This window comes from Paenibacillus sp. NPDC056579 (genome assembly GCF_042793215.1).
GTDB lineage: Bacteria > Bacillota > Bacilli > Paenibacillales > NBRC-103111 > Paenibacillus_S.
In genome coordinates, this window is record NZ_JBHTVD010000016.1 from 30,723 (window position 1) to 50,418 (window position 19,696).

14 protein-coding genes are annotated in these 19,696 nt (G+C 52.5%); 3 read left to right on the forward strand and 11 right to left on the reverse strand.

Annotation, left to right across the window (positions count from 1 at the left end; translation table 11 throughout):
* Positions 1-59 precede the first annotated feature (59 nt).
* From ACFQ88_RS35915 to uvrB, 3 genes are all read right to left on the reverse strand, one after another.
* Entirely contained in the window at positions 60-272 is a 213-nt protein-coding gene (locus tag ACFQ88_RS35915) for a hypothetical protein (protein ID WP_239630438.1), read from the reverse strand.
* A gap of 425 nt (positions 273-697) precedes the next feature.
* Entirely contained in the window at positions 698-3,580 is a 2,883-nt protein-coding gene (gene uvrA / locus ACFQ88_RS35920; RefSeq protein ID WP_379462275.1) for an excinuclease ABC subunit UvrA, read from the reverse strand.
* Between the two features lie 233 nt (positions 3,581-3,813).
* Entirely contained in the window at positions 3,814-5,811 is a 1,998-nt protein-coding gene (gene uvrB, locus ACFQ88_RS35925) for an excinuclease ABC subunit UvrB (protein ID WP_379462277.1), read from the reverse strand.
* A gap of 264 nt (positions 5,812-6,075) precedes the next feature.
* On the opposite strand from uvrB, the gene ACFQ88_RS35930 reads away from it, so the two are divergent.
* Together ACFQ88_RS35930 and ACFQ88_RS35935 are read left to right on the forward strand one after the other, a co-directional pair.
* Positions 6,076-6,867, forward strand: coding sequence for a flagellar motor protein (locus tag ACFQ88_RS35930; protein ID WP_379462279.1), 792 nt, complete (start codon positions 6,076-6,078; stop codon positions 6,865-6,867).
* Entirely contained in the window at positions 6,851-7,615 is a 765-nt protein-coding gene (locus ACFQ88_RS35935) for a flagellar motor protein MotB (RefSeq protein ID WP_379462332.1), read from the forward strand. The genes ACFQ88_RS35930 and ACFQ88_RS35935 overlap by 17 nt, the downstream gene beginning before the upstream one ends.
* Before the next feature lie 94 nt (positions 7,616-7,709).
* Here the strand turns inward: ACFQ88_RS35935 and ACFQ88_RS35940 are convergent, their stop codons facing one another.
* The 5 genes from ACFQ88_RS35940 to ftsE form a co-directional block, all read right to left on the reverse strand.
* Positions 7,710-8,996, reverse strand: a complete 1,287-nt coding sequence (locus tag ACFQ88_RS35940) for a PDZ domain-containing protein (protein ID WP_379462334.1) — start codon at positions 8,994-8,996, stop codon at positions 7,710-7,712.
* Between the two features lie 136 nt (positions 8,997-9,132).
* Complete coding sequence (locus tag ACFQ88_RS35945) at positions 9,133-10,575, reverse strand: S41 family peptidase (RefSeq protein WP_239630444.1); 1,443 nt, start codon at positions 10,573-10,575, stop codon at positions 9,133-9,135.
* A gap of 142 nt (positions 10,576-10,717) precedes the next feature.
* Positions 10,718-11,995 (reverse strand): murein hydrolase activator EnvC family protein, encoded by a 1,278-nt coding sequence (locus tag ACFQ88_RS35950; RefSeq protein WP_239630445.1) that lies wholly within the window; start codon positions 11,993-11,995, stop codon positions 10,718-10,720.
* 68 nt (positions 11,996-12,063) lie between these two features.
* On the reverse strand, positions 12,064-12,981 hold the full coding sequence (gene ftsX / locus ACFQ88_RS35955; protein ID WP_239630446.1) for a permease-like cell division protein FtsX: 918 nt from the start codon (positions 12,979-12,981) through the stop codon (positions 12,064-12,066).
* On the reverse strand, positions 12,971-13,657 hold the full coding sequence (ftsE, locus tag ACFQ88_RS35960) for a cell division ATP-binding protein FtsE (RefSeq protein ID WP_239630447.1): 687 nt from the start codon (positions 13,655-13,657) through the stop codon (positions 12,971-12,973). The genes ftsX and ftsE overlap by 11 nt, the downstream gene beginning before the upstream one ends.
* Before the next feature lie 225 nt (positions 13,658-13,882).
* Here ftsE and ACFQ88_RS35965 point away from each other — a divergent pair, with 225 nt between their 5' ends.
* Complete coding sequence (locus tag ACFQ88_RS35965) at positions 13,883-15,448, forward strand: VanW family protein (protein WP_379462338.1); 1,566 nt, start codon at positions 13,883-13,885, stop codon at positions 15,446-15,448.
* Between the two features lie 210 nt (positions 15,449-15,658).
* On the opposite strand, the gene argH is transcribed toward ACFQ88_RS35965, so the two are convergent.
* The 3 genes from argH to argF all read right to left on the reverse strand — a co-directional run bounded on the left by argH (position 15,659) and on the right by argF (position 19,634).
* Positions 15,659-17,074, reverse strand: coding sequence for an argininosuccinate lyase (argH, locus tag ACFQ88_RS35970; RefSeq protein WP_239630449.1), 1,416 nt, complete (start codon positions 17,072-17,074; stop codon positions 15,659-15,661).
* Positions 17,075-17,298: 224 nt separating this feature from the next.
* Entirely contained in the window at positions 17,299-18,534 is a 1,236-nt protein-coding gene (locus ACFQ88_RS35975) for an argininosuccinate synthase (RefSeq protein ID WP_239630450.1), read from the reverse strand.
* Positions 18,535-18,680: 146 nt separating this feature from the next.
* On the reverse strand, positions 18,681-19,634 hold the full coding sequence (gene argF, locus ACFQ88_RS35980; protein ID WP_239630451.1) for an ornithine carbamoyltransferase: 954 nt from the start codon (positions 19,632-19,634) through the stop codon (positions 18,681-18,683).
* Positions 19,635-19,696: the final 62 nt, after the last annotated feature.

Consider the following 19,696-nt stretch of genomic DNA (forward strand, 5'->3'; position numbering starts at 1 on the left):
CGTCATGGTCAAGGGCTTCTTTTCACTTGCATGTTCTCTCGTTACATCCGTCCGTTGTATTACAATTTATCCATCCAGTTAAGTACCATTACGGCATCCAAAACTAAAAAGATGATCAAAGCGACTGTACTGAAACCGATGGCAAACACATTTTTCTTAGGAGCACCCAGCAACCGTACAATACCGATCAGAATGATGATCGTAAACAAAATGACAAACGGGTCAAAGCCGGTAAATTTGCTCGCTTGCGCCGCCCCTTCCGCCAAAAACATCGAGAGACCTCCTTCAGTATACAAAAATGCTTATTTTCTATCATATCTTGACTCGTCATGAAGTGCAAGCCATAGATGGGAAGTGTAACAAGTTTGTCAACTTTTGCTGTTTCCTCTATCTTGCATTCTTCATTATCAAGTTATGTACCTTGGAATTGGTTCGGTTGAAGCGTATTCCCCAACTCGCCATGTAACTATAAATTGTCCATTTCTTCAAAAATTTATAACTGACAGCAGAGCGCCATTCAACGATATTCTTACATGGAATGCCTAAAAATAAGCATGACTCCCTCAACTCAAGAGCCATGCTTACTTGCGTGCTGCGGATTCCATGGTGACATCATGCTTTTCTCGCCTAACAGTAAACGGAACAGAGCATCGAGAGCTCCGACTGTAGCCGAGATGCTCTGCCGGGGCAAAGACGGTTACACAGCAGCATCTTCCATCTGCTTCAATCTTTGCTCATAATCTTCGGATCTTGCCTTATCCCGCTCCAGGATCGGTTTCAGGTAGCGGCCCGTGTAAGAGCCTTCCACTTTAATCACATCCTCCGGCGTTCCCGTAGCTACGATCGTACCGCCTTTGTTACCGCCTTCCGGACCTAGATCTATCATATAGTCAGCCGTTTTGATTACGTCTAGGTTATGCTCAATAACAAGCACGGTTTCCCCGCTGTCAACCAGTCTGTGCAGTACCTTCAGCAATCGGTCAATATCATGGATATGAAGGCCCGTTGTCGGCTCATCCAATATATAAATCGTCTTGCCGGTGCTGCGGCGGTACAGCTCCGCTGCGAGCTTCACACGCTGTGCTTCGCCGCCGGACAGCGTAGTGGCAGGCTGCCCAAGGTTCATATAGCCCAAGCCGACATCTAGCAGCGTTTGCAGCTTGCGGTGAATGCGCGGAATGTTTTTGAAAAACTCGCAAGCATCCTCTATCGTCATATCCAATACTTCGGAAATGTTCTTGCCTTTGTACTGGACCTCCAGTGTTTCCCGGTTATACCGTTTGCCTTTGCAAACCTCACACGGCACATACACGTCCGGCAGGAAGTGCATCTCAATTTTGATGATGCCGTCGCCGCGGCAAGCCTCACAGCGCCCGCCTTTGACGTTAAAGCTGAACCGGCCTTTCTTGTAGCCGCGAACCTTGGCTTCGTTCGTCGCTGAATACACATCGCGGATGTCATCGAAAACACCAGTGTACGTAGCAGGATTCGAACGAGGCGTACGGCCGATAGGCGACTGGTCGATGTCGATGACTTTGTCGACATGCTCCAAGCCTACGAACTCCCGATACTCGCCTGGACGTACCTTCGCGCCGTTCAGCTCTTTAGCCAATGTTTTATACAAGAGCTCATTGATAAGCGTACTTTTACCCGAACCGGAAACTCCCGTTACGCAAGTAAACACGCCCAGAGGAAACTTGACGCTTACATTGCGCAGGTTGTTCTCCTTCGCCCCTTTGATTTCAAGCCATTTGCCGTTAGGCTTGCGGCGCGCAGCGCTGATCGGAATAAATTTCTTCCCGCTCAAGTATTGCCCCGTCAAGGAGTGAGGGTCTTCCATGATTTCCTTCGGCGTCCCCTGAGACACGACGTGACCGCCATGAATGCCTGCGCCCGGCCCGATATCGATAATGTAATCAGCGGCCAGCATCGTATCCTCATCGTGCTCTACGACGATCAGCGTATTGCCGAGATCCCGCATATGCTCCAGCGTTTGGATCAACCGGTCGTTATCCCGCTGATGCAGTCCGATGCTCGGCTCGTCCAGTATATATAAGACGCCCATAAGGCTGGATCCGATTTGCGTAGCGAGACGAATCCGTTGAGCCTCGCCGCCGGATAACGTTCCTGCCGCCCGGTGCATCGTCAAGTAATCCAATCCGACATTAACGAGAAATCCTAGCCGCGATTTGATTTCCTTCAGAATAAGGTGAGCGATCTGCGTATCCCGGTCGTTCAGCGTTAACGCTTCAAACCATTCCTGGGATTCACCGATGGACAGTGAGGTTACATGAGCGATATTTTTCCCGTTGATGGTGACCGCCAAAGTCTCGGGCTTTAACCGATGTCCTTTACATTTGCTGCACGGCTTGGAGCTCATGTACGTTTCGATATGCTCGCGGATTCCATCGGAGAAAGTATCGCGATAGCGCCGCTCCAGGTTGGTGATGATGCCCTCGAACGCCACCATCGCTTCCTTCTTGTGTCCCATATCATTCTCGTAGCGGAAACGCACCTTCTCCCCGCCGGTCCCGTTCAGCAGCTTCTTCATCTGATCTGAAGTCAGCTCCGATACCGGCACGTTCTGCGGAATGCCATAGTGCTCACACACTGCAGCCAGAAATTGCGGATAATAGTTCGACGTACTGCCTGCCCATGCTTCAAAAGCGCCCTCTTCAATGGACAGCTTCGGATCGGGAACAAGCAAGTCGGGGTCGACGATCATCTTGCTTCCCAGACCGTCACATTCCGGACAGGCTCCGAACGGGCTGTTGAAGGAGAACATTCTCGGCGCCAATTCTTCAATGCTAAAGCCGCACTCCGGACAAGCCAGATTCTGGCTGAACAGCAGCTCCTCCTGCTCCAGCACATCTACGATAATGCGGCCGTTGGCCAGCTTTAGCGCCGTTTCCAACGAATCGGCAAGACGGGACTGCACGTCGCTCTTGACCACAATCCTATCTACTACGACTTCGATATTATGCTTTTTGTTTTTATCCAGCTCGATCGTATCGGATAAGTCCATTACTTCTCCGTTCACGCGTACGCGGACGAAGCCCTGCTTCTGAATATCGGCAAGCAGCTTGGAATGCTCGCCTTTGCGGCCCGATACGATAGGAGCCAATATTTGCAGACGGGTTCTCTCCGGATATTCCATGATCCGGTCGACCATCTGCTCTACCGTTTGGGACGTAATCTCGATTTTGTGATCGGGACAATGAGGACGGCCGATCCTTGCGAACAACAGACGCAAATAATCGTATATTTCCGTAACGGTCCCTACGGTCGAACGCGGGTTGCGGCTCGTTGTCTTCTGGTCGATCGATATGGCAGGAGACAGACCGTCTATCGAATCGACATCCGGCTTGTCCATCTGTCCAAGAAACTGGCGCGCGTATGCGGATAACGATTCGACGTACCTCCGCTGCCCTTCGGCGTATATCGTATCGAACGCCAATGATGATTTACCCGAGCCGCTAAGCCCGGTAAGCACGACGAAGCGGTCGCGTGGGATCGTCACGTCGATATTTTTCAAATTGTGGGCTCTTGCGCCTTTAATTACGATGTTATCTCTAGCCACTTTCGTGCCACCATCCTTCTTAATAGAGGCCTGTTTGGAAGAACATCCAGCCTGAATCAGTAGCCGTCCCTCCAAACCCTCTTTGCTCACGGACCCGACGGTATATAAGCAGCGTCTGTGTCTCGATGAATTCCGCCGTTCCCAATACCTATTAACCAAATTCTATTTATTTCATCAGTATAACCATTATAGCGCTGGTTCAAAAAGCCATGTTATCGGAGGCCGGCAACCTGTTACAGCTCCGCTTTTAGCTCCATCACCGCATCGCGAAGCTCGGCCGCCCGCTCAAACTGCAAGTTTTTGGCGGCTTCCTTCATTTCCTGCTCCAGTCGCTCGATTAACGACATCCGATCCTTCTTGGACATCTTCGCCTGCTTCACGTCGGACAAATAATCGGCCTTCGACTCGGCCACCTTGACCGCCTCGATCACATCGCGGATTTTCTTCTGGATTGTCTGAGGCGTAATCCCGTGCCTCTCGTTGTAGGCGATCTGAATTTCCCGGCGGCGGCTCGTCTCGCGGATCGCTTTGTCCATAGAGTCCGTTATTTTGTCGCCGTACATAATAACCCGCCCGTTGGCGTTCCTCGCGGCCCGGCCGATCGTCTGAATAAGCGACCGCTCGGCGCGAAGAAACCCTTCTTTATCGGCATCGAGAATCGCCACCAGCGACACTTCCGGCAAGTCGAGGCCTTCCCTCAGCAGGTTGATGCCGACCAGGACGTGGAACACGCCGAGCCTAAGCTCGCGTAATATTTGCATCCGCTCGAGCGTCTTGATGTCCGAGTGGAGATAACGTACCTTGATGCCGATTTCTTTGAAATAATCGGTCAAATCCTCGGCCATCTTCTTGGTCAATGTAGTAACCAACACCCGTTCGTCCTTGCGGATTCGGTCCTGAATCTCCCCGAGCAGATCGTCGATTTGCCCCTTCGTCGGCCGCACTTCGATCTCCGGATCGATCAGGCCGGTCGGCCGGATAATTTGCTCGACCATCTCCGGACAATGCTCCAGCTCGTAAGGTCCCGGCGTCGCCGAGATGAACAAGGCTTGCGTCACCTTGCGCTCGAATTCCTCGAACCGCAGCGGACGGTTATCCATCGCAGACGGCAGACGGAAGCCATGCTCAACGAGTACTTCCTTGCGCGCCCTGTCGCCGTTATACATCCCGCGGATCTGCGGCAGCGTCACGTGCGACTCATCCACTACAATCAGCATGTCGTCCGGGAAATAATCGAACAGCGTGTAAGGCGTCGCGCCCCGTTCGCGGAAGGTGAGCGGTCCTGAATAGTTCTCGATGCCCGAACAGAAGCCCATCTCCTGCATCATCTCGATATCGTAGCGAGTACGCTGCTCCAGCCGCTGAGCCTCCAGCAGCTTGCCTTTGCCTCGCAGCTCCTCCAGCCGTTCCTCCAGTTCCTTCTCGATATCCACGAGAGCGCGCTTCATCGTATCCTCGTGGGTAACGAAGTGAGACGCCGGGAAAATCGCAATATGATCGCGTTCCCCAAGAATCTCTCCCGTCAGCACGTCGATCTCCGTAATCCGTTCGATTTCATCGCCGAACAGCTCTACCCGCACCGCATGCTCGCTGTGAGATGCCGGGAATATCTCCACAACATCGCCGCGAACCCGGAACGTTCCGCGGACGAAGTTCATATCGTTGCGCTGGTATTGGATATCGATCAGCCTGTGCAATATTTCGTTGCGTGAACGCTCCATGCCAACGCGCAAAGACATGACCAGATTGCGGTACTCCATAGGAGAACCCAAGCCGTATATGCAAGACACGCTCGCGACAATGATGACGTCCCGGCGCTCGAACAGCGCACTGGTCGCAGAGTGACGGAGCTTGTCGATTTCATCGTTAATGCTGGAGTCTTTTTCAATGAAGGTATCTGAGGAAGGAATGTAAGCCTCTGGCTGGTAATAGTCGTAGTAGCTGACGAAATACTCGACGGCGTTGTTGGGGAAAAACTCCTTCAGCTCGCTGCATAATTGCGCGGCCAAAGTCTTGTTGTGTGCTATTAACAGCGTCGGCCGATTCAGCTGAGCTATGACTTGAGCCGCAGTAAACGTCTTCCCTGTCCCCGTCGCCCCGAGCAGCGTCTGATGCTTCTTCCCTTCGCGGATACCGGCCACCAGCTTCTCTATAGCCTTTGGCTGGTCCCCTTGCGGAGAAAATTCGGACACCAATTCAAATCGTTTGTCACTCATGACCACTTCGTTCATTTTCATCACCCGTCCATTGAAAAAGATCATTATCTATAAACTTTTGTATCCGTGTTTCCGATAAATACTATGCGTCATACGACGCAAGTTGACTCCGTTCGACTTTTTCCACTATAGGAATGTTTGTTCCCATACATTATACCTTTTTTCAGCTTTTGTTGCAAACGTATAAGTTTCCTTTTATTGTATTTCAGCATCGGCCGAAAGAACGGGACTACACTTGAAAAACACATTATATCTATTCGAACTAGGGGTGGTACAAAGGTGGATTTAACAACGATTATAGGTCTCGTAGTAGGCTTGGGCGCCTTGATTGGCGGCTATCTTTGGGATGGTGGGCATCTCTCCGCTTTGATTGTTCCGAGTGCGATGCTGATCATATTCGGGGGTACGGCGGGGGCCATTCTCATCAGCTTCCCGATGAATAGACTGAAGGAGCTTGGCAAAGCGCTCAAGATGGCGTTCACCGAAACGAAGCGCGATCCGGGAGTCATTATTGATGAGCTTGTCGACATGGCCTCGGTTGCCAGAAGAGAAGGAGTGCTGGCTCTGGAGCAGCGCGCGCAGGAGCACCCGAACAGCTTTTTGCGCGACGGACTGATGATGGTCGTAGACGGAACCGACCCGGAGCTGACCCGTCAAATTCTCGAGCTGGAGATGGATGCGCTGGAGCATCATCATGAGGGCTGGGCCAAAATATTCGAAGCTGCAGGCGGCTTTGCGCCTTCTATGGGGATCATCGGTACGGTTATGGGTCTGATTCACGTTCTGGGTAATCTTTCGGATCCGGGAACGCTAGGGCCGGCTATTGCGGTTGCCTTCACGGCGACGCTGTACGGGGTTTCCTCGGCGAACGTCTTATACCTGCCTATCGCACAAAAAATTAAAATTCGCAGCAAGGAGCAAATCTCCGAGATGGAACTGATGCTCGAAGGGATTTTGGCTCTGCAAGCGGGCGAAAATCCACAGCTGATCAAAAAGAAATTGAACTCCTTCCTGCACCAGGACCATAAGAAAGCGGAAGGCGAAGGTGATACCGGTGGCGAGGAAAAATAAAAAACATGCGGAACATGAGAACCATGAACGCTGGCTGATCACCTATGCCGACTTGATTACGCTGCTGCTTATTTTCTTCGTTATCATGTATGCCATGAGCAAGATCGACAATGAGAAATACCAGGTTCTTGCCTCCGCACTGAGCTTCGAGTTTAAGAAGGCCGAATCCGTGCTGCCGCAAGGCGAAGGCGTCCTCGGCCGTGTCAGCACCGCCAAGGCGCAGGACGGAGAGAAGACGCAGAACGACGACAAGGAAAAGAAAGAACGCGAGGAACGGGAATATCGCGAAAAGCAGCTGGAGGACCTGCTTGAGAAAATTCAGCAGTATATCCAGCAGCAAAACCTGCAGGCCCAAGTATTCGCCGCCGATACGCCACGAGGGATAGCGGTAACGCTCAACGACTTGTTCTTGTTCGATCTTGGCAAAGCGGAGCTGAAGAAGGACGCGTACCCGATTCTGAATCAGCTGGCCAGCTTGTTCCCTACGCTGGATGCGACGATCAGCATCGAAGGACATACGGATAATCTTCCGCTGGCCACGGGCTCCCTGTATAAAGACAATTGGGGACTGTCCAATGAACGATCGCTTTCCGTTCTGCGCTACTTTGTCTATAATAACGGGCTGGATCCTAAAAAGTTCATCTCCACAGGCTATGCGGACACCCGTCCGGTGGCGGAGAACAACAGTGTAGAAAACCGCTCAAAAAACCGCCGCGTCGAAATCGTCGTGCTGCGTGAAAAGAACTAATAGTCTTATACCAATGAGAAAAAGCTGTCGGAACCCGTATCGAACGGTTTCGGCAGCTTCTTTATTCGGGCGTCATCAGCGCTCCAATATCGTATTACATCGACTTGCTCCCGGGCTTTCTGCTAAGCAAGCCCACCAAGTTTTTCTTCATATACGAGATAATATGTGTTTGCTTCTCTTCCGCGTAGTACATCGCATGCTGATCCGGCGCCAGCAAGATGCCGAGCTGATGATGCTCGCCGGAGAACATGGCCCGCTTCAGAAACTTGCTCTCGCCCTGCAAATTCAGCACTTCTAGCTTGCAAAAGGCGGAATTGACCTGCATCGCCTGATGCAGCTCTTCCTTTGTACGCACCGCGATCCCGTTCACCTTGTGGATGATCTCGCCCGCCTCGATTTCCATCTCTTCGGCCGGGCTGCCCGGCAATACGGCTAGCACCATAAGCCCGCGCTGGTCATGAACAAATACCGGAGTGCGCCTGGATTCATCCCAGCGGCTGTAGAACAGAAGGCCTTCATGCAGCAGAATAGTGAGAAGTGCCGACAACAGCGTCATAACCGGCCACTGATGCGCCATCACGGCAAGCAGCAGAACGACGACCGAATACAGCATCAATTGCCTTGCCGTCATGCGAACCTTGTCCCTCGGAAGGCGGGACATCGTCATTTCGGCGAAACCGATCATGACCGGGAAACCGACGATCGTCCAGCCGCCGCCCCACAGATCGCCGCCGAGAAGCGGCGTCCACGGGAGGGAGACATCGCTGCCTCCTTGAAGCGGTACCAGCAGGAACAGCGCAACCGGCCAGAAGCCCTGCAAATGGTAGCCTCCGACGATTTTCCCCCGCTTGCTTTCGTAAAACATCGGCGTCCCGGTCCTTGTCCCCTGTACTCGGACAAATAAGGCTTCGACTAGGTGAAGCACAGCGACAAGAGCAAGCATCGCCGGCATATGTATTCCCAATAGCGGCTTCACGAACCATGCAGGCAGCACCCCCGGCAAACCCGGGATGGACCCAATAAGTACTTGCAGGATGCCTATCGCCCCGACGGCATAGGCCCAACACATGAAACGAACGCGGAAGAAAATGAACAACAGCGATGCGATCCACAACAGGAGAACGGCTTGCGGCTGAATCGTCGCTCCTACGACAGCCATCAGTACCGAAGCGATCAAGCCTCCGATCCATCCCCACAGCAGGCTTCGCCACGTCTCCGCTACAAGCGAATGGAGCTTCGTATGGAACAACTTGCGTTCAAATAAGATTTGCCGCCGATATTGAAGTACGATAAATAAAATCCCTACATAATAAAACGGATGAGTAAGTAACTGCAGCAGGGCATATAGCCCTTGCTGTGCAATTTCCATGAACACGGCCATTGGGCTGCTCCTTCGCAAATGAGGGTGGAAATAAAAAAAGATTCAGAAAGGGGGCGCGAGGCCAACCTTTCTAAATCTTTCGACATCTATAGCTTCTTTTCCTTCCGCTTCCCGATTTTTCCATCGGCGTCGGAACTTACTTAATAACCGATTGAAGATGCTGAACCGCTGCTTTCAGCTGTTGATCGTTCTTAGGATCGCGGATGGCCTCCACAATCGCTTTCTCCAAACGGTTCGCCGTATCCGTATCGACTTCTCCGGTTGTTGGGATGTTCTGCTGCTTCTGGAACGTCTTAACCGCTGCCGCCGTCTTCTCGCTGAAATACCCGTCCATACGGTCGGGATTCAAGCCTAGGCCGCTCAGCATGATTTGCAGATTTTTCACATCGTCGCCCGTCGTATCCGGCTTCAGCGTCGCTTTCTTCGTCAATGGAGCCACCTTGAAGAAAGCAGGCTGGTCGATGGCTATATCAGGAGCGATGCCTTGTTTATGAATCCAAGTACCGTTTGGCGTCAGCCATTTGTATACGGTCATTTTGATATTGCTGCCATCGCCCATTTCCTTCTCAAACGGCACCTGTACAGTACCCTTACCAAAGGTCGTTTCGCCAACCAGCTTACTGCCTACGGAATCGTGCAAGGCTCCCGCCAATATTTCCGAGGCGCTGGCGCTGCCTTTGTTGATCAGCACGGTAACCGGATAATTTTTGCCGCTGCCTTGGGAAGGCGTATCCTCCTGCTTGCCTTGGCGGTCTTCGATCTTGACGATCGGCTTGCCCTTCGGCACGAAAGGCTCGACAATCTCGACCACAGCCTGCAGCAGGCCCCCTGGGTCATTGCGCACGTCGATGATGAGACCTTTCATGCCTTTCGATTCCAGCGTCGAAAGCTCATCCTTGAACCGTTTGGCCGTATTCGTGGAAAACTGGCGAATCTCGATTTTGCCGATGTTGCCCTGCAGCATTTCGGCATATACCGTTTCCACATCGATGTCGTCGCGGACAACAATCATCGTAATCGGCTCCGTCGTGCCCGAACGCAAAATTTCAAGCTTCGCCTGGGTCCCTTTCGGACCGCGGATTTTCATAATCGCCTGATTCAAGGTCAGCCCGTCCAGCTTTTCGCCGTTAACCGATACGATAACGTCTTTGGCGTGGAGTCCCGCCTTTTCAGCCGGCGAGCCTTTGATCGGCGCTACGATCGTTACTTTGCCGTCATCGGACGATACCTCCGCCCCGATACCCTGGAACGACGAAGTAATGCTCTCGTCGAACTGCTTCGCTTCGTTCTGGTCCATATAGACGGTGAACGGATCGTCGAGCGTCGCCAGCATGCCGTTAATAGCTCCGTTGACGACCTTTTCATGATCGACCTCGGATAAAAACTTGTTCTGAATCAGCTGGTACGTCGTCGAAATTTTGTTCAAATCCTTGGCGGTCAGACCGGAATTGCCGGTTGCTCCCCCGTCCTTGCCTACAGCCGTCAACATCGACGGATTCACAATCGTAAGCGTCATAATGCTGCTGGCGAACATAGCCAGCAAAATAAATGCCAAAACCGTGCGTCCCTTAAATTGCATCGTCTTCTTTTACACCGCCTTTGCTACGCCTGAATGAACTCGTCTTTATCTGAGGTGAGCCAAAAAGTCCCGCTAGCAGCGGGCCATCTTAGTACTCGTCACTGTAGTATATGACAAGCTATTTGAAATTATTAACAGCGGTTTACTTCAAATATGGCTTCGGATCCACCGGATCCTCGTTGATACGTACTTCAAAGTGCAGATGATTGCCGGTAGACTCGCCGGTAGAGCCGACTTCGGCAACCTTTTGGCCGCGCTTCACGTGGTCCCCTTTCTCCACTACCGTGCCTCCGTTGCGAATATGCCCGTACAAGGTCCAATATCCGTTCCCATGGTCGATGATGACGGTATTGCCGTACCCGCTCCACCAGGAAGCAACGATGACCTCCCCTTCCTCTGCGGCTAGGATGCTCGTACCGTTCGGGGACGCAAGATCGATGCCCTTATGCAGCTTCTTCTTGCCCGTGAACGGGTCGGACCGGTAGCCGAAGTCGGACGACATCGGCGAGACTTTGGCGAGAGGATAGCCGAATCGGCCACCGGAAAAAGCAGGCGTCTGTGCCGCCGGGGCTCCTCCGCCGCTGCTACCGCTTCCGCCGCCGTTAGCCTTCGCTTTGGCTGCAGCCGCTGCAGCAGCCGCAGCGGCTTCGGCCGCCGCCGCTTTCCGCTTATCCGCCGCCAGTGCGGATGATTTGCGCGCGTACGCGAGGAGCTGCTGCTCCTGGTCTTCGCTAATGTCCTCAAGATCTTTTTCCTTCTTGTCCAAGCTTGCGATCTTGACTTCCTTTTCCTTCTCTTTAGCCAAAAGCTCCGCCTTCATGGCAGCTCGCTGGGCATAGAGATCGCTTACCTGCTTCAGCTCCTGCTCGATTTGCTTCTGCTTGGCCTCTTTGGCCTCCTGATCACGGCGGTTGGCCTCCAGTATTTCCTTATCCTGAGCTACAATCGCTTTGAGCGCATTCATCCGGTCCAGAAAGTCGCCGAAGCTGGTAGAGCTTAGCAGAACATCCGCATAAGAGACTGCGCCGTTCATATACATCAGACGAAGCCTTGACTTGACGAGCACATCGCGAGCCTCGATCTGCGCTTTGACTTCGTCCAGCTGCTTCGCATTATCGTTCAATTGATCCTTCGTTGTGGATATGGTGTTGTCCAATTCATTCATTTTGAGATTCTCGGCCTCAATCTGCTTGACTAAGGCTTTGACCTCGGCCTCGGTCTGCTGCTTTTCCTGAGTGACCTGCTTCATCTCGTTTTGCGTCTCGTTGGCTTTTTGCTGCGCTGCAGACTGCTGCTTTTTCAATTGATCCAGCTGCTGCTGAATTTTTTGCGATTCGGATAAAGCGTAGCTTTGCTGCGGCAAGAGCATCGTACCCGCCACACCCGCCGTTACGACCAGTGACAGAAGAGATTTCTTCAACTTTCGTTTCCTCCCCAACCAGACTCGAACTTGATTCCGGGCCCGACAGCCCTCGCATTTCCTTCCACCTACACGCGCAAAAATTTGCGAACCGACAGCGTACTGCCGAAAATGCCTATCATGATGCCGATGCCAAGCAGCAAGCCGGCCAATACATAACAAACCTGGTCGAACGGTAACAGCTTGATCATCAACATACTTAAGTCGAGCTGCGTCACGTTCATGAGCTCCCAATAGCCATACAGCAAAATACCGGTAGGAACGATGGAGCCGACGATCCCGAGGATCGCCCCTTCGATAAAAAACGGCCAGCGGATAAACGAATTCGTCGCTCCGACGAGCTTCATTATGGCGATTTCCCGGCGGCGGGAGAGAATCGTCAGTTTGATCGTGTTGGCAATAAGGAACATCGCCGTTAACGCAAGCCCCGCAACCAGAATAAGACCGATATATCGCACGACCTGTGTCGCCTTGAACATGGTCTCAACCGTACCTTGACCGTAATTGACACGGTAAATAGGCTTGGCCTGCTTGCCGTTGTTCAGCTCGTTGATTTTTTGCGCTGCGATTCCTACTTCCCTCGGCTCCTTCACCTCAACCGTGAAAGAATCGTTCAGAGGGTTGTTTTCGCCGTCAAAGCCCTCCAGCAGTCCTTTGCCGTTTTCCCCGAGCCTGTCCCGCAAAATCACGATGCCTTCTTCTTTGGAAACGAAGGTTACCTTAGAAACCTGCTCGATAGCGGCGATCTCATTTTGCAGAGGCCCTATCTGCTCCTTCGGGATGTTCACATCCAAATACACTTTGATTTCAACCTGCTGCTCGATCTGCTGCGCAAGGAAATTTACATTCAGCGTCAACAGCAGAAAAATACCGAGAATAAACAACGAGATGGCAATCGAGCTCACCGAAGCGAACGACATCCAGCCATTACGGATCACATTTTTGCCGCCTTCCCTGACGTGGCGGAAGCCTGTGTTAATCCTCATAGCCGTATTCACCCCTTGCTTCGTCGCGAACAATTTGCCCTTGTTCTATAGCGAGCACCCGTTTGCGCATCGTATTGACGATTTCTTTGTTGTGTGTTGCCATGATGATCGTGGTGCCGCGGAAGTTGATTTCCTCCATCAGTTTCATAATGTCCCAGGACGTCTCGGGATCGAGATTTCCTGTAGGCTCATCGGCTATGATCACGGCCGGATTGTTTACGATAGCGCGCGCGATCGCCACCCTCTGCTGCTCACCGCCGGACAATTGAGTCGGTAAAGAACCGATCTTCTCTTTCAAATGAACAAGCTCCAAAACCTCTTGTACTCGCTTGCGTATCAATTTCTTCGGAGCCTCGATAGCTTCCATGGCAAAAGCGACATTTTCATACACGGTCAGCTTCGGCAAAAGTCGAAAATCCTGGAAAATTACGCCGATATTCCGCCGCACGTAGGGAATCTTGCGCTGCTTCAGCTTCTCTAGGTTAAATCCGTTAACAAAAATACTCCCTTTGGTCGGGCGCTCTTCTCTATAGATCAGCTTCATAAATGTCGATTTTCCTGCCCCCGACGGGCCGACGACATAAAGAAACTCATTGCGGTCCACCTTGACATTAATGCCTTTCAAGGCCGGACTTCCGTCGGGATATGTCTTCCATACGTCATGCATCTCTATCACGGTATCACATCCTGGATTTTTCGCTAGCTTATATCCTTTCGACATAAACAGGTAAAATCCTTTACTTGCAAAAGATTTTCAACACTTTTTCACATTTTCAAAAGCGTTTTTTGTTGAAAACACGAAATTTCCCGCAGTCAAGTTACGGCAGCTTCAGCATATACATCAAGAGTACGAGCATAGCCTGTCAGATGAAATGAACGGGTGAAAAAGGAGACGAAACCCATGAAGCTTCCGTCATACCCCGCCCTCCGGTTGCTGCTGCTGGCGCTGTTAGGTCTGGGGGCAGCTTGCGCTTCCCTGGCTTGGTACGGTATGCAGGACACCTTGCCGGGCGGACTGACAGTGGATAATTGGCAGCCGGGGCGCATACCGATAGCCGAATTCGAGCGGCAATTAGAGGATAAAAGAGAGCAGCTGTTGCAGCATACGGTCCGATTGATCAGCAAACAGGCCGACGTCCCTCTCCAGCCGGCAGACTGGACATTGGAGCAGATGGGGCTGCAGCTGTCGCTGCTAGACATCACCAACCGGCTGCAGCCTTTGCAGACCGGCTCCTTGTTTCAACGCGCCGCCTACCGCTGGAGCATCAGGAACGAGTCGTGGAACCTCCCGGTCTCTTTCGACGCCGCCGTCTTGCATGAGTCGCTAAAGCGGGGCTTCACCGCTCTGTATGAAGCTCAGCCCAAAGACGCGCAGCGTGTCATCGGGCCGAACGACACGATCAGCTACATTCCCGAATCTTCCGTGATGCGGATTAACGAGCCTGAGCTCATCAAGCAGTTGGAGAAGACGCTTCCTTCCATGGGGGCGTTAGGGTGGTCCGTAAAAGCCGAGTCGAAACGACTCGCCGAGGGAACGGCAGATAAGTCGAAGGAAGTTCCGGAGGCGGCATCCCGGCAAGCCAAGGAAACGCTGGGGACGGTTGCGTCGACGACAGGCCGAGCTCCTTTTCTGATCACACTAGCTTTTACCAAACAGGAGCCGAAAGTGTCGGTTAGCATGCTCCAATCGCAAGGAATCGACCGTAAAATTAGCGAATTCTCGACAAAGTACCCGCTGCTGAACGGAGAAGGGCGGATTCACAACATCGTATCGACGGCTTCGTCGATTCAGGATGTGTTGCTGAAGCCGGGAGACGTGTTCGACTATGCGCCTTACATTGCGGAGACGGAGTCCCGTTTCGGGTTCAAGGAAGCGCCGGTCATTCTGAACGGTAAGCTGGTTCCAGGTATTGGCGGGGGCATATGCCAAGTGTCCTCCACGCTGTACAACGCGGTTCTGCGCGCAGGGCTTGAGATTGTGGAACGGCGCAACCATTCGCTGCCCGTCAGCTATGTGCCTCTCGGTCAGGATGCGACCTTTGCGAGCGGTCATATCAATTTCAAGTTCCGCAACAATACGCCATCCTACTTGCTCATTCGTACATATGCCGACGACCGGCAAGTTACAATCAAGCTGTTCGGACGAACCTCTCCTGACATCAGCTATGCTGTGGAATCAAAGACACTCCAGACACTGGAGCCTCCAGTGAAATATGTACTGAATCCTACGCTCCCTACAGGCAAGCAGCAAAAAATCAGTACCGGCAAGCCCGGCTATGTAGTGGAAACGTACCGCATCAAGCTGCAAAACGGAGTGGAAGTCGGCAGAGAGCGCGTGTCGAAGGATACGTATGCTGCCCAGCCGACGGTCATCGCGACGAACCAGGGAAGCAAGGTGGAGCCGAATCAGCGGCAGCCTGAGGCACCATTAATCGAGGATGGAGTCAAGGGGCCAACGTTCAGGTAAGGAAGCCAATGCTCTCGTGTAAAACAGCGTGTCCACACGGTTCGAACAAGCACAAGGACTTCCTAAATGGGCTGACGTGCCGTTGGTTTCCTGACGATTCAAAAAGTCGGACTGTTCTTCTAGCGGCAATCCTATCTTATGAGCTACAAAAAACCGTCCTCGACGAAGCGGACTTCGCGGGGACGGTTTGTTTATTGAACCAGATTCCAATTAATGGCTTTTCTTATAAAATTCTTCGAACCACGCGTTCGTCTGTTCGAATACCGCTTGTGCACGAGCGATAGCGGCGCTAACCTGCTTGCTGGCCGTTCCCCCGTACACGTTCCGGGCGTTGACAACCTGCTCCGGCTGCAGCACATTGTAAATGTCCTGTTCGAACAATGGGGAGAACTGGTGGAACTCGTCCAATGTCAGGTCCAACAAAAACTTATCGTTCTGAATGCAGTACAATACCGTTTTGCCGATAACTTCATGCGCTTGGCGGAAAGGCAGCCCTTTGTTAACCAAATAGTCTGCAATATCCGTCGCATTGGAGAAGTCCTGATTCACGGCTTGACGCATCCGGTCCTTGTTCACCTTCATCGTGCCTACCATCGGCGCATACAGCTGAAGCGCACCTTGAAGTGTGCGAACCGTGTCGAACATGCCTTCCTTGTCTTCCTGCATGTCCTTGTTGTAAGCAAGCGGCAGCGATTTCAGCACAGTCAGAAGGCCGAACAGATTACCGTAGACGCGGCCGGTTTTACCGCGAACGAGCTCCGGCACGTCCGGATTTTTCTTCTGCGGCATAATGCTGCTGCCCGTACAGAACGCATCGTCCAGCTCGATGAATCGGAATTCGGTGCTCGACCACAAGATGAACTCTTCACTCAAACGCGACAAGTGCATCATAATCATTGAAGCGTTGGACAAAAATTCAATGATAAAATCGCGGTCACTTACGGCATCGAGTGAGTTCTCGTAGACTCCGTCGAACCCGAGCTGCTGCGCTACGAAGTGGCGGTCGATCGGGAACGTCGTCCCGGCCAAAGCGCCCGCTCCCAGCGGAAGCACGTTGATCCGCTTGTAGCTGTCCTGCAAGCGCTCGATGTCGCGCTGGAACATGGATACGTACGCCATCAGATGATGGGCGAACAGGATCGGCTGCGCACGCTGCAAGTGCGTGTAGCCCGGCACGATCGTGTCGAGGTTGTTCTTCGCCTGCTCTATCAGCGCTTCCTGCAGCTTGTTCAGCAGGCCTACGAACTCGACTACACGCTTACGCAAGTACAAGTGCATATCCGTCGCCACTTGGTCATTGCGGCTCCGTCCGGTATGCAGCTTGCCGCCGACCGGTCCTACTTCATCGATCAACGCCTTTTCGATGTTCATATGGATGTCTTCGTCGCTGACGGAAAACTCCATTTCGCCGCGGCGGATGATGCCTTGCACCTTCAGCAAGCCGTCCTTGATCTTCTCCACGTCTTCCTGCGGCAAAATCCCGCATTTGCCCAGCATGGTCACGTGAGCCAGACTGCCTTGGATATCCTCCTCGGCCAGCTCTTTATCGAACAGGATGGAAGCTGTATATTCCTCCACCAGTTGATCCGTTTTTTTCGTAAATCGTCCACCCCAAAGCTTTGACAAGGTTGGTTCCCCTTTCTAAGAGCTTTCCGAAGGAAAGCTTTCTTCGTAAGCAATAGCTGAGCTTTTCTGTAAGAAAAGCTATCTTCGCAATTATGGCGAGCTTTCCATTAGGAAAGCGTGTCCTGCAAACGTGACGCAAGGCTTCCCGACGGATTGTACAGCCTGTACATCCGCCGGGAAGCCCGCCCACCGAAAGCCGCCGGCCGGCGGCATTAACATCTAACTTACTTCGCGTTTTGCTGAACGCCTGAGGATACTTTCAAACGAAGCGCGTTCAGGCGGATAAAGCCGGTAGCGTCGCCTTGATTGTATGCTTGCGTAGGGTCGGCTTCCATTGTCGCGATGTCCGGGTTGTACAAGCTCACCGGACTTTGTACGCCCGCTCCGATCACGTTGCCTTTGTACAGCTTCAAGCGTACGGTACCGGTAACGTTTTTCTGGCTCTCATCCACCAGCGCTTGCAGCGCAAGACGCTCCGGAGCAAACCAGAAACCGTTGTATACGAGCGTCGCATAACGGGAAATCAAGGAATCGCGCAGGTTCATGACTTCGCGGTCCATCGTGAGCGACTCCATTTTGCGGTGTGCCGTGAACAGGATCGTTCCGCCCGGAGTCTCATATACGCCGCGGCTCTTCATTCCTACGAAACGGTTCTCCACCATGTCCACACGGCCTACGCCATGCTTGCCGCCCAGCTCGTTCAAGCGCTCCATGACTTGCAATGGAGTCATTTGGTCGCCGTTCAAGCCGACGCAGTTCCCCTTTTCGAAGTTCAATTCTACATACTCCGCTTGATCCGGAGCATCCTCAGGATCTACGCTCAATACGAACATGTCCTTATTGGACGTTGCGCTTGGATCGAACCATGGATCTTCCAGCATGCCGCTCTCGAAGCTGATGTGCAGCAGGTTGCGGTCCGTCGAGTACGGCTTGGCAGCCGATGCGGTTACCGGAATGCCGTGCTTCTCGGCATAAGCGATCATTTCCGCGCGTCCTGGGAATGTTTCACGGAACGCATCCAAACGCCAAGGAGCGATAACATCAAGCTCAGGCGCCAAAGCAGCTGCTGTCAGCTCGAAACGCACTTGGTCGTTCCCTTTGCCTGTTGCGCCGTGTGCGATAGCCGTTGCGCCTTCTTTGCGGGCGATTTCAACCATACGCTTGGCGATCAGCGGACGCGCAATACTGGTACCGAGCAAATATTGCCCTTCATACAATGCTCCCGCTTGGAACATCGGGAAAATAAAATCTTGGGCGAACTCATCGCGAAGATCATCGATGTAGATTTTGGATGCGCCTGTTGCCAGTGCTTTCGCTTCCAAGCCGTCCAGCTCGTCCTTCTGGCCAATATCGGCGGTAAAGGCGATGATTTCCGCGTCATATGTTTCTTTCAACCATTTCAAAATAATCGATGTATCCAAACCGCCCGAGTAGGCCAGTACGATTTTTTGTTTTGCCATGTTTCCGGTCTCCTTTTTGTCCTTGCACCTTACAAGCAGGCCGGAAAAGCCGATAAACGATGCAGTACTCGCCGTGTTACGGCAATGCCTCCGCGAATCGCCACCGCTCCTCCGGTTCCGCTTCCCATGCAAATGTTATAAGTAAATTACATAATAGCAACCATGATCGCTTTTTGCGCGTGCAGACGGTTTTCCGCCTGGTCGAAAATAATCGAATGCTCTCCGTCGATCACGCCTTCGCTTACTTCTTCACCGCGGTGAGCCGGCAAACAGTGCATGAACAAATAATCTTTGTTCGCATACTTCATCAGCTCTTCGTTCACCTGAAAGTTTTTAAACGCGATTTCGCGTTCTTTTTGCTCCGCCTCAAAGCCCATGCTCGCCCACACATCCGTGTACACGACATCGGCTCCAGATACGGCTTCCTTCGGATCGTTGCCGACATACAGCTTCGCGCCGCTTTGGTTAGCCACTTCGCGAGTCGATTCGACAATCCCTTTGTCCGGCTCGTAGCCTTCCGGCGATGCGGAGGCAAAGTCGACTCCGAGCTTCGCGGCCATCATCATCAAGGAGTGAAGCATGTTGTTGCCGTCGCCGACGTAAGCCACCTTCAAGCCGCGCAAACGTCCTTTATGCTCCAGGATCGTCTGAAAATCGGCCAGCGCCTGACAAGGATGCGTGCGATCCGTCAAGCCGTTGATAACCGGAATCGTCGCTCCTCTTGCCAAATCGATCACCTTGCGGTGCTCATAGGTACGGATCATAATGCCATCCAAATAGCGGGACATGACTTGCGCCGTATCCCAAATCGTTTCTCCGCGTCCGATCTGCAGGTCGTTTTTGCTCAAGAATAGCGCTTGACCGCCCAATTGATACATCCCTACCTCGAAGGATACGCGCGTACGGGTCGACGATTTTTCGAAAATCATCCCGAGCGTCTTACCCTTCAAAGGCTGGTACACTTCTCCTGCTTTCTGCTTTCTCTTCAGCTCAATTGCCAGGTCAATCAAATATTGAAGCTCTTCCGCTGTGTAATCGGCAACGGCCAGGAAGTCCCGTCCTCTCAAGTCGATAGCCACAGGCTGTTCGGTTCCTGCCAATAGACTCGCCCCTTTCAAAATAAATGGATTCCATTCCATGATTCCAATGTTAGCGACAAAAA

Excerpts from the sequence above, each read along its gene's own strand:
- ACFQ88_RS35915 (WP_239630438.1), bottom strand. The coding sequence starts at position 272 with ATGTTTTTGGCGGAAGGGGCGGCGCAAGCGAGCAAATTTACCGGCTTT.
- uvrB (WP_379462277.1), bottom strand. The coding sequence starts at position 5,811 with ATGAACGAAGTGGTCATGAGTGACAAACGATTTGAATTGGTGTCCGAA.
- ACFQ88_RS35940 (WP_379462334.1), bottom strand. The coding sequence starts at position 8,996 with ATGGCCGTGTTCATGGAAATTGCACAGCAAGGGCTATATGCCCTGCTG.
- ACFQ88_RS35945 (WP_239630444.1), bottom strand. The coding sequence starts at position 10,575 with ATGCAATTTAAGGGACGCACGGTTTTGGCATTTATTTTGCTGGCTATG.
- ftsX (WP_239630446.1), bottom strand. The coding sequence starts at position 12,981 with ATGAGGATTAACACAGGCTTCCGCCACGTCAGGGAAGGCGGCAAAAAT.
- ACFQ88_RS35965 (WP_379462338.1), top strand. The coding sequence starts at position 13,883 with ATGAAGCTTCCGTCATACCCCGCCCTCCGGTTGCTGCTGCTGGCGCTG.
- ACFQ88_RS35975 (WP_239630450.1), bottom strand. The coding sequence starts at position 18,534 with ATGGCAAAACAAAAAATCGTACTGGCCTACTCGGGCGGTTTGGATACA.